General features: G+C 34.0%; 17 protein-coding genes. 16 read left to right on the plus strand and 1 reads right to left on the minus strand.

What is annotated here, in order from left to right:
• Positions 1-214 precede the first annotated feature (214 nt).
• The 15 genes from Q0E86_RS02280 to Q0E86_RS02350 all read left to right on the plus strand — a co-directional run bounded on the left by Q0E86_RS02280 (position 215) and on the right by Q0E86_RS02350 (position 15275).
• Positions 215-1927 carry an ABC transporter substrate-binding protein gene (locus tag Q0E86_RS02280; RefSeq protein ID WP_295754318.1) on the plus strand — a complete coding sequence of 571 codons (1713 nt, stop codon included), beginning with the start codon at positions 215-217 and terminating at the stop codon, positions 1925-1927.
• A gap of 180 nt (positions 1928-2107) precedes the next feature.
• Positions 2108-3091: an ABC transporter permease gene (locus Q0E86_RS02285; RefSeq protein WP_288536625.1), complete on the plus strand. Its 984-nt coding sequence runs from the start codon at positions 2108-2110 to the stop codon at positions 3089-3091.
• Between the two features lie 13 nt (positions 3092-3104).
• Positions 3105-4016, plus strand: coding sequence for an oligopeptide ABC transporter permease (gene opp4C / locus Q0E86_RS02290; RefSeq protein WP_227991887.1), 912 nt, complete (start codon positions 3105-3107; stop codon positions 4014-4016).
• A gap of 15 nt (positions 4017-4031) precedes the next feature.
• A complete protein-coding gene (locus Q0E86_RS02295) occupies positions 4032-5051 on the plus strand; it encodes an ABC transporter ATP-binding protein (RefSeq protein WP_295754319.1) in 1020 nt (339 codons plus the stop codon).
• Positions 5052-5053: 2 nt separating this feature from the next.
• Positions 5054-6037, plus strand: coding sequence for an ABC transporter ATP-binding protein (locus Q0E86_RS02300; protein ID WP_217798356.1), 984 nt, complete (start codon positions 5054-5056; stop codon positions 6035-6037).
• Entirely contained in the window at positions 6037-6228 is a 192-nt protein-coding gene (locus Q0E86_RS02305) for a hypothetical protein (protein WP_288536622.1), read from the plus strand. The genes Q0E86_RS02300 and Q0E86_RS02305 overlap by 1 nt, the downstream gene beginning before the upstream one ends.
• A gap of 42 nt (positions 6229-6270) precedes the next feature.
• Positions 6271-7965 carry a M3 family oligoendopeptidase gene (locus Q0E86_RS02310; RefSeq protein WP_295754321.1) on the plus strand — a complete coding sequence of 565 codons (1695 nt, stop codon included), beginning with the start codon at positions 6271-6273 and terminating at the stop codon, positions 7963-7965.
• A gap of 94 nt (positions 7966-8059) precedes the next feature.
• Positions 8060-8269, plus strand: coding sequence for a 50S ribosomal protein L31 (gene rpmE / locus Q0E86_RS02315; protein WP_003865737.1), 210 nt, complete (start codon positions 8060-8062; stop codon positions 8267-8269).
• Between the two features lie 226 nt (positions 8270-8495).
• Positions 8496-9662, plus strand: coding sequence for an aminotransferase class I/II-fold pyridoxal phosphate-dependent enzyme (locus Q0E86_RS02320; RefSeq protein WP_295754322.1), 1167 nt, complete (start codon positions 8496-8498; stop codon positions 9660-9662).
• A 37-nt stretch (positions 9663-9699) separates the two neighbouring features.
• Positions 9700-10866, plus strand: a complete 1167-nt coding sequence (locus Q0E86_RS02325) for a helicase-related protein (protein ID WP_295754323.1) — start codon at positions 9700-9702, stop codon at positions 10864-10866.
• 59 nt (positions 10867-10925) lie between these two features.
• Positions 10926-11477 carry a ComF family protein gene (locus tag Q0E86_RS02330; RefSeq protein ID WP_295754324.1) on the plus strand — a complete coding sequence of 184 codons (552 nt, stop codon included), beginning with the start codon at positions 10926-10928 and terminating at the stop codon, positions 11475-11477.
• A 27-nt stretch (positions 11478-11504) separates the two neighbouring features.
• The gene (locus Q0E86_RS02335; protein WP_295754325.1) at positions 11505-12842 is read left to right on the plus strand and encodes a hypothetical protein; all 1338 of its coding nucleotides are present in this window, start codon (positions 11505-11507) and stop codon (positions 12840-12842) included.
• A 90-nt stretch (positions 12843-12932) separates the two neighbouring features.
• Complete coding sequence (locus Q0E86_RS02340; RefSeq protein WP_295754326.1) at positions 12933-13934, plus strand: bifunctional N-acetylglucosamine-1-phosphate uridyltransferase/glucosamine-1-phosphate acetyltransferase; 1002 nt, start codon at positions 12933-12935, stop codon at positions 13932-13934.
• 29 nt (positions 13935-13963) lie between these two features.
• Positions 13964-14920, plus strand: a complete 957-nt coding sequence (locus tag Q0E86_RS02345) for a ribose-phosphate pyrophosphokinase (RefSeq protein WP_295754327.1) — start codon at positions 13964-13966, stop codon at positions 14918-14920.
• Position 14921: 1 nt separating this feature from the next.
• Positions 14922-15275 (plus strand): Spx/MgsR family RNA polymerase-binding regulatory protein, encoded by a 354-nt coding sequence (locus tag Q0E86_RS02350; protein WP_295754328.1) that lies wholly within the window; start codon positions 14922-14924, stop codon positions 15273-15275.
• A gap of 23 nt (positions 15276-15298) precedes the next feature.
• On the opposite strand, the gene Q0E86_RS02355 is transcribed toward Q0E86_RS02350, so the two are convergent.
• Complete coding sequence (locus Q0E86_RS02355) at positions 15299-16048, minus strand: TatD family hydrolase (protein ID WP_295754329.1); 750 nt, start codon at positions 16046-16048, stop codon at positions 15299-15301.
• A 52-nt stretch (positions 16049-16100) separates the two neighbouring features.
• Between Q0E86_RS02355 and Q0E86_RS02360 the strand changes: the two genes are divergently transcribed.
• Positions 16101-16532 (plus strand): DUF3284 domain-containing protein, encoded by a 432-nt coding sequence (locus tag Q0E86_RS02360; RefSeq protein ID WP_295754331.1) that lies wholly within the window; start codon positions 16101-16103, stop codon positions 16530-16532.
• Positions 16533-16560: the final 28 nt, after the last annotated feature.

Consider the following 16560-nt stretch of genomic DNA (forward strand, 5'->3'; position numbering starts at 1 on the left):
TAGACAAATGTTTATAAGAAAAACACGAAAACTTAATTGTAAGCGAATACAATGAAAATACTTGATATAAAGACAAAATGATGCGTTATGTTCATGAAAAATATACATTAATGTAAAATTGTATGTAAAAATTTTTCTTAAACCCTTGAAAACGTGTTTCTAACATAGTATAATTTCATCACACATAGTGAGCAGACTATAGGAGGAAAGAGAAATGAATAAACAAAGAATTGTTGCTGGTTTAGCATCTGTAGCAATGGCTTCTACTTTAGTAGCATGTTCAGGCGGATCTAGCAGTAACGCAAAAACATTAACAGTATCTGTAAACCAAAGTTTAACTGGACAGTTTACACCTCAATATGCATCAAGTGCTTATGATCAATATGTAGTAAACTTATGCTATGAATCAATGTTAAAGTACAATGCGGATAACGAATTGGTACCAGAATTGGCTAAAGATTTACCAGAAGTAAGTGAAGATGGTTTAACATTAACTTACAAATTGGAAAAAGGACACAAATTCAGTGATGGAACTGAAGTAACTTCAAAAGACGTTAAATTTACATTCGCAACATTAGCTGACCCAAGCTATGCTGGTCCTAATGGTGGTGGATTGGAAAACCTAGTAGGATATAAAGAATATAATAGCGGAGCTGCTAAAGAATTAACTGGTATTGAAACTCCAGATGATTACACAGTAGTATTCCACTTAGTATCGCCTCAAATCGATGCAGTCTCAACATTTGGTGGAATGGGAATCACTAGTGCAGATCACTACTCAAAATACAAACAAGGTAAAGTAAAAGTTGTTGAAAAGAACCAAGAAGAATCATGTGGTTCTGGTGCTTACCAAATAAAGAGCTATGATAAAGCAAGTGGAGCTTCATTTGTTCGTAATGAAGAATTCAAACGTGAAAAGGGACAATACCAAGTAGATCAAATCATTATTAAGAAAACAGATGTAACTACAGAAGTTTCTGAATTGAAAAAAGGAACAGTTGATTTAATTCCAGATGTAATTGAAACAAATAAAGTAAGTGAAGCGAGTCAAGATAAAAACATGGCATTCAACTACTACTCTCGTAGTGCTGTTGGTTTTGTAGCTATGAACGCTAACAATGGAGCTACAGCTGACAAAGCTGTACGTCAAGCATTGATGTATGCGACAGATCGTCAAGGATTCTGTGATTCATACTTCGGATGGGATAAAAAAGCAAGTGACGAAGTTAAAAAAGTTAAAGGTGGATATGTACCAGCTGCATACTGGAATCCAGCATCAGTAAACTCTGGTGCCGTTGTTCGTAATGAAGAAACAATCGATGGATTAAATACATATGCATTTGATATGGATAAAGCGAACCAAGTATTAGATGAAGCTGGTTGGGTTCGTGGTGCTGATGGAATCCGTGAAAAAGACGGACAAAAATTAGAAATCAAATTCTTATGTTCAGAAGGTAACTCAGTACTTGAAACATTAATTCCTATGGTTAAGAAAACTTATCTAGATTTAGGTGTTGATTTGAAACAAACTACAGTTGACTTCTCTACATTATTAAGCAACATTCAAGATGAAAGCCACGATAGCGAATGGAATATGTGTTTCTTAGCTACTGGATTTACAAATAACCAAGATACTTCAGCTAATGATTCATATACAAATAATCCAGATAACATGGCTGTAAATAACTACTCTCGTGTTAATGATCAAGCATTGGTTGACCAATTGACAAAAGCTCGTGCTGATTCAGATGCTGCTCAATCAAAAGCTGATTATGTTGAAGCTATGAAGATGGCTGCTGATGATGCAGGATACATGCCAGTTTACTCAGGTATGCAGTTCAACCTTTACAATAAGAGAGTTGACTTGACTGGAACAGGAACATTACGTAACTGGTCTCAATCAATGGATACAATTACTGTAAAATAAATTTAAAAATTGCACAAAGATGTGTTAAAATAGTGGATGTTAAAGGACGAATGTTCATTGACAGAAACGCTGCAACGTTAAATAGTCTGCATGAAAACTCGTGGATTGTTTATAAAATTAAGGGCAAGCCGTATTGACTTGCTCTTATATGCATTTAGTGGATAGAAAGGATCGATAACTATGCTAAAGTATGTATTAAAAAGAATTTTAGCGATGATTCCTGTCCTTTTCATCATTTCAATCGTTATTTTCGGTACCGTAAAGGCGATGCCAGGTGATGAGGTAACAGCTTACTTTGGAGCCGGTTCAAAGGTTACACAAGAGCAACGTGATCACGTTCGTGAGTTGTTAGGATTGGATAAATCGTTACCTGAACAATATGTACGTTGGGTTGGACGTATGTGTACAGGAGATTTAGGGTCAAGTATTACCCTTAAAAAACCAGTTGGAACTATTATTGGTGACTATGTATGGAATACATTCTATTTGAATGTTGTTTCTTTAATAGTGGCTTTGATTTTTGCCATTCCAGTTGGAATTAAGCAAGCCGTAAAGAAAGGTTCAGTGTTTGATAACTTCTGGACAGTATTTTCATTGTTAGGAATAAGTGTTCCAACATTCTTCTTTGCCTTAGTATTAATTTTCTTCATTGGTTTGAACATCCCAGGTATGCCAATCAATGGAATGCGTGACACAATGCTTTCAAGCTTTGGTTACTCAAGTATTTTCCAAGAAATTGGAGATATCGCATTACACTCAATTTTACCTGTAATCGTATTGGCGTTTAGTTCATTTGCGTCATTCTCACGTTATGTACGTAACTCTATGGTTGAAGTCATCAACATGGATTATGTTCGTACAGCACGTTCAAAGGGTCTTAAAGAAAAGACTGTTATTTACAAACATGCATTTAAAAATGCTCAAATTCCTTTAGTAACATTACTAGGATTATACATTCCATCATTGTTCTCAGGAGCCGTAATTTTGGAATCTGTATTTATCTGGCCAGGAATTGGTAAAGTATTAATCGATGCGATCAACCAACGTGATAACTCTTTAGTTATGGCTTGTTTGATGTTTAGTGCCTTGTTGATGTTGTTAGGTAACTTATTGTCTGACGTTTGTTATACATTAGTTGACCCACGTATCAAGGTTGATGAATAGGAGGGAACTATAGATGGCTAAAAAAGATGCTGTTGTTTTAGAATCTGGTGAAAAAATTGAATCTATAGGTCCTTGGACCATCGCATGGCGTAAGTTTAGACAAAACCGTGTTGCCATGGCAGGTTTGATTATTTTTATTTTAATTGTTATTGCTGTTATTGTGATTCCACCAATGCTTGGATATAGCGTAAATGACTATGATTTATCAAATCCTAACTTAGCTCCAGGAGGCGAACACTTGTTAGGTACAGATAAACAAGGTCGTGACTGCTTATTCCGTCTATTCTTAGGTGGACGTATTTCAATTATGGTTGGTGTTATTGCCGCTGTTATTACTGTAATTTTAGGATGTACTATTGGTGGTATCTCTGGATACTATGGTGGAAAATTGGATAACTTATTAATGCGTTTTGCAGAAATTGTTTATTCATTACCATTTACACCAATGATTATTGCGGTTGCTGCAACAATGTTGTGGGTTCCACAAAGTCAAAAAATGTACACTGTATCATTATTGATTGGTTTATTATCATGGCCAGGACTTGCTCGTTTAGTTCGTGGACAGATTTTGACTTTACGTGAACAAGAATTTATGCAAGCTTGTGAAGCTTTAGGTATTTCAGATTTTTCAAAAATCTTTAAACACTTACTTCCAAACGTTATTTCTTTAGTAATCGTAAATGCTACACTTCAAATGGCAAGTGCTATCTTGACTGAGGCTGGTTTATCATTCTTAGGTATGGGTGTTACGGCACCAACTCCTTCATGGGGTAACTTAATGAACTTGGCACGTGATTCTTACGTGTTCCAAAACTATCCTTGGGAATGGATCCCTGCAGGTTTAATGTGTTTATTAACTGTAATCTCTATCAACTTAATTGGTGAAGGTTTACGTGATGCATTCGACCCTAAAGAATTACAGTAGTAAGGAGGATACACAATGTCTGTAAATAAAAAAGTAATTAAAGTGGAAGACCTTCGTGTATACTTCCATACAAAAAAAGGTGATTCAAAAGCAGTTGATGGAAACCACTTTACAATGTATGAAAATGAAACACTTGCGATTGTAGGTGAATCAGGTTGTGGTAAATCAGTAACTGCCATGTCTATTTTAGGCTTAGTAAGTGAACCAGGAGAAATCATGCCTGGATCAAAAATCGTATATATGGGAAATGTAGATCGTGATGAAGATGGTTTAAACTTGGCTACAGCTACAGATGAACAAATTCGTCACATTCGTGGTAACGAAATCTCTATGATTTTCCAGGAACCAATGTCAAGTTTGAACCCAGTTATTACAGTTGGGGATCAAATTATGGAAAACATTTTAACTCACGAAGAAGTTTCTAAAGAAGAGGCAAAACAGCGTGCAGTTGAATTGTTGTCAGAAGTTGGTATTTCTCGTCCAGAAAAAGTTGTTGATAACTATCCATTCCAATTATCAGGTGGTATGTGTCAGCGTGTTATGATTGCGATGGCTTTATCTTGTCATCCAAAATTATTGATTGCGGATGAGCCTACAACAGCCCTAGACGTAACAATTCAGGCTCAGATTCTTTCTTTAATGAACAAATTAAAGAATGAAACAGGTACATCAATCATGTTGATTACACACGACTTAGGTGTAGTTGCCCAGGTTGCTGATAATGTTAACGTTATGTATGCAGGTAAAGTTGTTGAAACAGCTCCAGTTGAAGAATTGTTCAGCAATCCTAAACACCCATATACTATTGGATTAATGAATTCAATGCCTTCATTAGCTGAAGAAGGTAAACGTTTAAATACAATTGAAGGTAGCGTACCTAACCCATTGTATTTACCAGAAGGATGCTACTTTGCAGATCGTTGTCCATATGTAACAGATCGTTGTAAAAAAGGTCAACCAACAGATACAAAGGTTAAATCACGTCACCACGTATGGTGCTTCAAAGTTGAAGAAGAAATGAAACAGGAGGGATAGTCATGGCAGAAAAAAGAAAAATTCTTGAAGTTAAAAACCTAAAAAAATACTTCCCTCTAAAAAAAGGAAAATATAAAGAAGGCGACCCATGTGTTAAGGCCGTAGACGATATTACTTTCGATTTATATGAAGGTGAAACATTAGGTCTAGTAGGTGAATCAGGTTGTGGTAAATCTACTTTAGGTCGTACAATTATTCGTCTTTATGAACCAACAAGTGGAGAAGTAATCTTCGAAGGTGAAGATGTCGCAAAAAAATCTCGTAAAGAAATGCGTGCTTTACGTGAAGAAATGCAGTTCATTTTCCAGGATCCATATTCTTCATTGAATCCTCGTATGACTGTATTTAATATTTTGGCTGAACCATTGATTGCTCACGGAAAATTCAAACGTGGTCCAGAACTAGATGCATATGTTAAAAACTTAATGGACCGTTGTGGTTTACCAAGCTATTATTGCTATCGTTATCCTCACCAATTCTCAGGTGGACAAAGACAACGTATTGGTATCGCACGTTCTTTGGCTTTAGATCCAAGCTTCATTATTTGTGATGAACCAGTAAGTGCATTGGACGTTTCTATCCAGTCACAGATCATCAACTTAATGAAAGACATGCAGGAAGAAAAGAATATTTCTTATATCTTCATTTCACACGACTTGTCAGTTGTAAAACATATTTCTGACCGTGTAGGTGTAATGTATTTAGGTAGTATGATGGAACTTGCTGATAAGAATGAAATCTATTCGAACCCTCAACACCCTTATACAAGAGCGTTGATTGGTGCAATTCCTTTACCAGATCCTACAAAACGTAAAGAAATGAAAGTTATTCAAGGTGAAATTCCAAGTAACGTAAATATTCCTAAGGGATGTAAATTCAACCCTCGTTGCCCATTTGCGAAAGACATTTGTCGTGAACAAGAACCAGCAACTAAAGAGGTTAAGCCAAACCACTTCGTTAAGTGTCACTTTGGAGGTGAATTCTAATGTCTAAGCGCCCAACGATGCGTGAGATGTTAGAAAAAAAAGATAAACAAAAAGGTAAAGAAGATCGTCTTGAAAAAGGGGATTTTCTAGCCTTATTAATTGCTGCTAGTAGTACATTCTGGCCAATTTTATTAGGTGCGATTGTTATTTTAGCGCTATTAATTTTTGGTTGGAATGCCATCTTTGCATAATACGAGAAGCTTTCGGCTTCTCTATTTTTTTAGGAGAAGAATATGAAATTTACAGATTATAAATATGAACATATGGATATTGAAGCTTTGCAGGAACAATTAAAGACAATTTGTTCAAAATTGCAGAATGCAGCTTCTTATGAAGAATTTAAAAATGCGTTTATTGAATTGAATGATGTTAATAAATATATCAATACAAATCAGACTCTAGTTGATGTACGTCATACAGTGGATACAAGAGATGAATATTACACAAAAGAAAATGATTTCTTAAATGAAATGCTTCCCGTGTTGAAGGAAGATATTGTCAATTGTAATAAAGCAGTTATGGCTAGTACTTTTGTTTCTGATTTAAGAAAAGAAGTACCAGAAACATATTTCTTACAAAGAGAAATGGAAGAAAAATCATTTGATCCTATTATCATTCCAGAAATGCAAGAAGAAAACAAATTAGCTTCTAAATATCAAGCAATCATTGCAAGCGCACAAATTGAGTTTGATGGTGAAACATATACTCTTGCTGCTTTAGAAGTAAAGACAAATGATAAAGATAGAGATACTCGTAAACGTGCAATGCAAGCCTATTGGGGATGGTATGATGAACATGCTAAAGAAATTGGTGAAGTTTATGATCAATTAGTGCAAGTTCGTACGCGTATGGCTAAGAAATTAGGATATGAAAACTATATCGAACTTGGTTACTATCGCATGATGCGTTTTGATTATAATAAGGAAGATGTTGAAAACTATCGTAAACAAGTATTAGAAGATGTTGTTCCTTTGGATAATGAGTTATATGCTCGTCAACAAAAACGTTTAGGTTATGATACTTTGCATGCTTGGGATGAGAAGTTTGAATTTACTTCAGGGAATCCAGCACCTAAGTATAGTCGTGAAGAATTAGTGAAACGTGCATTAAAGATGTATCAGGAATTAGATCCTAAAACAGGGGAATTCTTTGAATTTATGACAGAAAGAGAATTGTTGGATCTAGATTCAAAACCTGGTAAAGCAGCTGGTGGATATTGTACATTCATTCCTAACTATCAATCTCCATTTATTTTCGCAAACTTCAATCAAACTAGCCATGATGCTGAAGTATTAACGCATGAAGCAGGACATGCTTTTCAGGTATATTCAAGTAAGGATATTTTCCCAATTGATTGTGTATGGCCTACATATGAGTCTTGTGAAATCCACTCTATGTCAATGGAATTCTTTACATATCCATGGATGAAATCTTTCTTTGAAGAAGATGTAGATAAATATTATTTCAACCACTTATCAGGAGCTGTTAAGTTCTTGCCTTACGGAGTGTTAGTGGATCATTTCCAACATGAAGTATATGAAAAGCCAGAAATGTCTATTGAAGAAAGATTAGCTACTTGGAGAAAGTTAGAAAAACAATATTTACCTCAAAAGAATTATGAAGGAATTGAGATTCTAGAAAAAGGTGGATGGTGGATGCGTCAGCTTCACATCTTCATGGATCCATTCTATTATATTGATTACACATTAGCTCAAGTTTGTGCATTACAATTCTGGGCTCGTATTCAAAAGAAAGATGAAAAAGCTTTTGAAGACTACAAACACATTTGTAAGATTGGTGGAACATTGCCATTTAGAAAAATTGTAAAAGAAGCAGGATTAAAAGTTCCTTTTGAATCTGGATGTTTAAAAGATACTGTACAATTAGTTCGTGAATGGTTTGAAAATGCAGATGATTCACAATTTTAAAAAAATAGCTTGCGAATTGAAAAAAGGCTTGCTATAATTGTATAGCACTTACTTTGGGTCGATATGACTTAAGGCGGAAGGAGGATACATCGATATGAAACAAGGAATTCATCCTAATTATCATAAAGTTAAATGTATCTGTACATCTTGTGGTGCAGAATTCGAAACAGGTAGTACAATCAAAGGTGATGAATTACGTGTAGATACTTGCAGTAACTGCCACCCATTCTTCACAGGTCGTCAACGTTTCGCTGCTGCTCAGGGACGTATTGAGAAATTTAACAAGAAATATGGTTTGAAGTAGTAATATAATGACAGTGTCAGAGATGGCACTGTTTTTTATTTTGGTTATAAAAAAATTATGGTTTAAATTTTAATATCCTTTAAAATAAGCTTATTATGATTGTTTGGTTATATTAAAAATACAAAATGTGTACAAAATATAATAGAAATCACTATGGTGTTTGAAAACTTTGTTTTGTACGCTTATAATAAAGGCAATACATTAAGAAATAGCGAGGTATTTTGAAATGAAAAGAGCGAAGAGAATGGATTTGTTTCAATCTTCTATATTCACAGAATTAAAAAATATGAAACTAGACTATATGAAACGCACAGGAAATACGACAATTGATTTTTCTGTAGGCTCACCTAATATTGCACCAGAACCATCAATTATGAAGGCTTTACAAGATGCAATCATGGTTCCAGAAAATTATAAATATGCGATCAATGAATTACCTGAAATGAAGGCAGCTATTCATGATTGGTATAAAAATCGTTACCAAGTAGAACTTACAAATGATGAAATGATTTGTTTACAAGGTTCCCAAGAAGCTTTAAGCACATTGTTTTTAGCTATGTGTGATCCAGGTGATATTGTATTGGTTCCAGATCCATATTATCCAATCTTTAGTGATGGACCTAAAATTGCAGGTGCTAAAGTAGAATATATGCCTTTGTTAGAAGAATACAATTATATTATTCAATTGGATAAAATTGATGAAGAAATCGCAAAAAAGGCAAAGATGATGATTGTATCCTATCCAAACAATCCAACTTGCGCAATTGCTCCAGATTCTTTCTATGAAGAATTAATTGCGTTTGCGAAGAAGTACGATATTGTTGTATTACATGATAATGCATATAGTGAATTGGTATTTGATGGAAAGGTAGGAAAGAGTTTCTTATCTTTTGCAGGTGCTAAAGAAGTTGGAATTGAGTTAAATTCATTCTCTAAAACATATGGAATGGCAGGTGCAAGACTTGGTGTATGTGTAGGAAATAAAGAAGTAATCGAATGTTATAACACACTTAAATCAAATATGGATTATGGCATTTTCTTACCCGTACAATATGCTGGTATAGAAGCTTTAAGGCATGGTGGAGCTAGCATTCACTCGACTTGTCAGGCTTATCAAGATCGAAGAGATGCATTATGTGAAATATTTGACTCAGTCGGATGGCATATTGCTTCAAGTCCAGCAACAATGTTTGCGTGGGCAAAAATTCCAGATCCATATGAAGATTCTTATGCCTTCACAAAAGATCTGCTAGAAAAAACAGGAATAGTCGTAACGCCTGGTCAAGCTTTTGGAGTCCACGGGAAAAAATATGTTCGTTTAGCTTTAGTACAAGATATAAAAGATATTAAAGAAGCGGCTCAAAGAATAAAAAAATCAGAAATTTTTAAATAAAGTGCAAATTTTGCACTTTTTTTTCGTATAAGAGTATATGAAGTGTAATCGATGTCAAAATGAAGATCCAAAATTATTTGCGTATGATCATGGAGTCTATTATTGTCGTAAGTGCATTGATTTTTCTAGATTGGAGGTTAATGAAAAAATAAAACCAGTAAAATTAATGCATAAAACGTGGAAAGGAAAGCCAAAACTTGATTATGAACTGACTACTTCGCAAAAATCAGCTAGTCATGAGGTATACAAACATTTAAGTAACGGAAAGGATGTGATTCTTTACGCGAGTACCGGAGCAGGTAAAACAGAGATTTGTTTTGAAAGTATATGTGGATATTTAGCGCAAGGCAAAAAGGTAGGATTTGCGATTAGTCGTAGACAAGTGGTGCTTGAAATAGCTACAAGACTTAGAAAAGCATTTCCAGAATTGAGTATATGTGAGGTGGCCCAAGGATATACACAAATAACAGATGCAGACATTATTGTGTGTACGACTCATCAACTTTATAGATATCCATATGCGTTTGATTTATTGATTTTAGATGAATTAGATGCTTTTCCTTTTGCGGGTAATGAAGTATTGCAAGCCATCGCGAATCAGGCGTGTGTTGGTCAGAAGCTAATGTTGAGTGCAACACCGGATGAAGAAAGTATGAGGCTTGTAGAAGAGAAAAAAACAGAACTTGTATGCTTATTTGAAAGGCCTCATAAGCATCCTTTGATTGTGCCTAAAGTGATTCAGGTTTCTGTGTTTTTACAAGTCCTTATTGTGATTTATGAATGCATAAAATTTTGTAGGGATAATAAACAAACCCTTGTGTTTGTGCCTCGTAAAAGAGATGGAACATGGTTAAAAATGATTTTGAATCTCTTTGTGAAAACATCATTGGTTCATTCTTCGACTGAAAATAAGGATGAAATATTAGATTGTTTTCGTAATAAAGAATTAGATGTTTTAGTTTGTACAACACTTTTAGAAAGAGGAATCACAATACCAAGTGTTCAGGTTGTTGTTTTTAAAGGGAATCATTCTGTATTTACAACGGCTAGTTTAATTCAGATTTTTGGTCGTGTGGGAAGAAGTTTTAAAGATCCTAAAGGAGAAGGTATATGTCTATGTCAGTTTTCAAGTCAATCTATCAAAGATTGTGTTTATCAAATATCGAAGATGAACGATACTGTTTATGCTGCCACAAAAAAATGAGTGAAATACGAAATTTTGATATTTTCTTTTATAATGATTTGATAGTTTGTCCGGATTGTATGAAAAATTTTAAAGTGCATAAACAGACATACAGAATCAAGGAAACGTTCATGTATGTATTGTATGAATATGATGAATTTTTAGAAAGATTGTTTTTTCAATATAAAGAACAGAGGGATATTGTTTTAAAAGATGTTTTTTTAAATTCTCATAAATACTTGAGTAAGACTTTTAAACATTATTGTGTGTGTAGTTTATGTAGTAGTGATGCTAAGCGCATGGAAAGAGGATTTGAGCCAGTGGTGGATATATATGCGACTTTAGGTGTCTTTGTGCATTCGCCATTTTATAAAAAAGAAAATGTAAAACAATCTTCAAAATCCAGGCTTGAAAGAGCACATATAAAAGATGTATTAGCTTTAAAAGAGATGTATCCACTGCCTAAAAAAAAGAAAATATTGTTGGTGGATGATGTTTGTACAACGGGAAATACATTATATGCAGCTATAGATTTGATTCATCCAGATTGTGTATTTGTGATAGCGGCGCATCCCTTATGGATTAAGGCAAATAAAGAAAACATAGTGGTCAAATCAAAGGGGTTTTGGTAAAATAGTTTCAAAGGGGCGATAGAAGCTATGGATAAGAAAAGAAAGAATGAGAATGATGAGATTTCTCAATTATTAGATTCGTTTCAAATGGATGAAGAAGATACATTAGAACAAAAGATGGATCAGTTTAAAAAGACTCAAAATCGTAGTCGAGTTAAGAAACATAAACCTGAACCAGAGATTCCGTTTCAATCAAAAAAAGTAGAACCATCATTAGGAGATACATTTGTGGTTGGATCAAAGGATTTAAATGAGCCTGAGTCTAAAGAAGATTTATCTGCAACACGCACAGTGATGTGGAATGCAGATGAACTAAAACAAGAAGCGGATGCTACAAACAAAACCGTTGTGATCGATGATGATGAGATTCAATCTTTATTAGAAGAAGGTAAGGGGCCTCAACTAAAAAGAGAGGTTATCAATAAGAAGAAGGATTCTAAGAAAAAAGCATCTAAGAAAAATAACTCTAAGACAGGATTATACATTGGCTTAGGTATTGTGGGTGTTTTATTGATTTCATTATTGATTTTTGGTGGTATTAAACTAGTAACAAGTGGATTATCGGGTTCGGATGAAAAAACAGAAGAAGTTCAAAAGAAGAATTACCAAGAATTATTAGATTTTGCGAACAACTATGATTCATTATCTTCAAGCGAGAAGAAAGGAATTGTTGATCTTGAGAGTAAATATAACAGTTTGACTCGTAAACAAAGAGAAAAAATTGATGAAATTTTAGAGAAGGCTACGGGCAAAAACTTTAATGAATTGCTTGCAAAGGCTAACAAGAAAACAAATTCTAAGAAGAAGAACAACAATACTGAAATTGCCGAAAAGAAAGCAGAGTTAAGGAAAAAAATCAGTGATTTAAAGGATCAGCTTTCAAAGGCAAAAGCGGATTTAGAGAGTGCACAAAAAGCACAGGAATCTGCACAGAGTGATGTGGATTCTTTAACTTCCAAAATCAATTCTGCGAATTCTTCATTAAAGGATGCGCAAAGCGCAGTAAATAGTGCACAATCTGAGTACGATAATTTGGTTAGTATATTAAAGCGAAGAGCAGAACTTGATAATATACCAAATGATCAAATTAGTCAGGATGAACTTTCAGAATTATCGGATATTAGAACAAACCATCCAAACTTAGAAAATGAAGTCAATTCAGCTAAAGATGATTTGGATGCAGCTAATGCGGCTTTGAGCACTGCGCAGAAGAATTCAAATGTGTCTTCTTTAGAAAATAAATTGAGTACAGCACAAACAAAATTAGATAGTGCTGGTTCAGATGTGAAGGATGCACAATCAAAAGTGGATTCATTAAATTCACAAATCAATGATTATCAAAGTCAATTGGATGATTTAGACTAGACAATACATTTTTGTATTGTCTTTTTCTATTGTAAGCTTTTAATGTCTTGCGATTTTTGTTAGAATAGATAAGGAAAGTCAGGTGAAAATATGCGTAATGCGATTGTTCTGGCGGCTGGAAAAGGAACTCGAATGAAATCAGATCGTAGCAAACTCATGCATACGATTATTGATCGTTCAATGTTGGCTTATATCATTGATGCTTTAAGAGCTGTATCTGTACAAAGAATCGTTTTGATTGTTGGATATCAAGCAGAAAGTATCAAAGAGGCTTTTCCGGATGTTGAATTTGCTTTGCAGCAACCCCAATTAGGGACTGGTCATGCGGTTATGCAGGCTACACAGTTAAAGGATGAAGATGGAGACACATTAATTATCAATGGTGATGGTCCTTGTATTCAACCTGAAACTTTGGAAAAACTATTCCAAACAAATCAAGATGCATCATTAACTTTATTAACTTCTGTATTAGATGATGGAGCTCATTATGGCCGTATTGTTCGTGATGAAAATGGTCATGTTCAAGCGATTGTAGAGGCAAAAGATTGTACAGAAGAACAAAAGAAAATCTGTGAAATCAATGCGGGTATGTATTGTTTCAAAAATAGAGATTTATTTGATAATCTTGATAAATTAACAACAAATAATGCTCAAAATGAATATTATTTAACAGACTTAGTTAAGATTTTGGCTAACCAAGGTAAAGTTGTTAAAGGATTAGTTGTTGAAAATCGTGATGAAGTCATGGGAATCAATGATTGTGTAGAGTTAAATAAGGCATATGAATGGATGCGAAATCGAATCAACAATAACTGGATGAAAGAAGGAGTACAAATTGTAGATCCTAAGCGTACAGTTATTGGAAAGGATGTAAAAATTGGACATGATGTCATTATTCATCCAAATGTTGAAATTTTAGGTAAAACAGAGATTGGAAATTTCGTTGAAATTTTACCGGGTTCTTATTTGAATAATTCAAAAATTGAAGATCATGCTGTAGTAGATTCAAGTAAAGTCGTTGACTCTTGCATAGATGAAGGAACTATTGTGGGACCTATGTCTTATGTAAGTAACAATAAAATTATAAAATAAGCCTGATAGGGTATGAGAAAGGATAAATCATGAAAAACACTGTTGTATTTGCTTTATCATCTAGCGTTGGTTTAGCAGAAGATATTTGTAAAGAATTAGGATTGGAATTAGGAAAATGTGAAGTAAAACATTTTGCGGACGGAGAAATTTTGGTAGAATTAGGCGAATCTGTTCGTGGAAAACATGTATATTTTGTACAAAGTACAAATAAACCTGTAAACTCAAATTTAATGGAAATTCTAATTGGTATTGATGCTTGTAAACGTGCAAGTGCTGCTAGTATTACAGCTATTATTCCATATTTTGGATATGCACGTCAGGATCGTAAGGCAAAACCTCGTCAACCAATTACTTCTAAATTAGTAGCTAGTTTATTAGAAAGAGCTGGAGCTGATCGTGTTGTAACAGTTGATTTACATGCTACTCAGATTCAAGGATTCTTTGATATTCCAGCAGATGATATTACTGCCAATGGATTGATTGCTGATTACTTCAAACACCAAGAAGGATTAGGAGAAATCGTTGTTGTATCTCCAGATCACGGTGGAGCTGTACGTGCTCGTAATTTAGCAAATGCATTGGGTGCACCAATCGCAATCATCGACAAACGTCGTCCAAGACCAAACGTAGCTGAAGCTATGAACTTAATTGGTGATGTGGATGGAAAAACTGCAATTATCATTGATGATATGGTAGATACAGCTGGAACATTAACTGCTGGTATTAAAATGTTAAAAGACAAAGGTGCAAAAGCTGTTTATGCATCATGTTCACACGGTATCCTTTCAGGACCTGCTATCGATCGTTTAAAAGCTGCTGAATTAGCTGGATTTGTTTGTACAAATACAATTGATCAAACAGAAAACCAAAAGCTCTATCCAGAAATGACTGTACTTTCTATGGCACCATTATTAGCTGGATTAATTCATGCAGTTGAAGAAAACTCTTCATTATCAGAAGTATTAGCACACGCTTTTGATGACTAATATGGAAACATTGTTCATTGGATATCCACCTTGTTTAACTTGTAAAAAAGCATATAAGGCTTTACAGAATTTAGGGATTGAAGCTACATATCGAAATATTAAAGAAGAAAATCCGACAAAAGAAGAAATTCAAAGTTGGATCGATCGAGGTGTAGAATTAAAGAAATTGTTTAATACAAGTGGTATGTTGTATCGTGAATTAAATGTAAAAGAAAAACGTGAGACATATACACAAGAACAATTGATTGATTTACTTGCCTCAAATGGTATGTTAGTAAAAAGACCGATTGTGATCCAAGGCGATATGATTATCATAGGAAACAAAGTTTCAGAATACGAAAATTTACAAAAATAGACCTGTCACTGACAGGTCTTTCTTTATCTAAAAATGGAATTGAAATTCTCCTCTATTTGTTTACACGCACTTACTTCATCAAGATGTTTAATTTCACAAATCTTCTTTGCGACATATTCTACATACATAGGCTCATTTTCTTTACCTCTATATGGAACGGGTGTTAGATATGGAGAATCTGTTTCTGTAATAATTCTATCGATTGGGCATGCTTCTATACATTCAGGTGCTTGTCTAGCATTTTTAAAAGTGATAGGTCCCGCAAAAGAAATCATAGAATTCATTTTTAAACATTCCATCATCGTTTCTTTACTTCCACTAAAACAATGGAAGATGATTTTAGTTTTTGCGTATTGTTTTAAAATATCCATGCAGTCTTTTGTTGATTCGCGCATATGAATAGAAATAGGAAGATTGTGTTTATTCGCAATTTGAATTTGTTTGATAAATAGCTCTTTTTGTAAATCATTAAAACTTGTATCCCAATAGTAATCCAATCCAATTTCTCCTAAACAATCTAAGTATGGAGTTTGATCAATTAAATATTGAATTTCTTTTTCTTTTATCTCTTTAGCATCACTTGGAAACCATCCAAACGCGACTTTAAAGAATGGATACTTTTCCTTTATTTTTTTTGCACGTTCTAATTCTTCTGGACTCGTGCACATGATCATGCAAGATGTAATATTCTTGGCTTGAATATTCTCTATGATTTCATCAATTCGAGTATATAAACGATCACAAGTGATGTGACAATGACTATCTGTATACATAAATAACCTTCTTTCTTAAAATAGTATATAATTGTGTTAAGTGAGGTGCAACATGAAAGTAAGTGTAGAATTAAATGTGAGTGATAAAGAGTTCTACAATGTGATGATGAAATCATTGCAGGAAGAATTAAACCATGTTTCAAAGAAAAAATTGGAATTAAAAGAAGGATTGAAATATAAGAAAAAATCAACCCAAAGAAAAGGGGTTGGATCTGAAATTACAGTGCATATTAAAAGATTGGTTCCAAATGAATTATATGTGGCAACCTTTAATACAGCCATTGATCATACAACGATTTCATATAAGATTGAAGCATTAAATGAATCAAAAATTAAAGTGACCTATGAAGAAGTATATGAAAATGTATCTTCTCAAAATGTTCCTGCTTGGAAACAAAAGATGGCGGAAAAGCAATCTATTAAGAAAGCTAAGAAGATGTTTAAAGAAATCGAAAAATTCATTTTAAATGAAAGAAACAAATAATGCAGACTATTCCATAAAAGAGGCCAAG

It is taken from the genome of uncultured Holdemanella sp. (assembly GCF_934754935.1).
Lineage (GTDB): Bacteria > Bacillota_I > Bacilli_A > Erysipelotrichales > Erysipelotrichaceae > Holdemanella.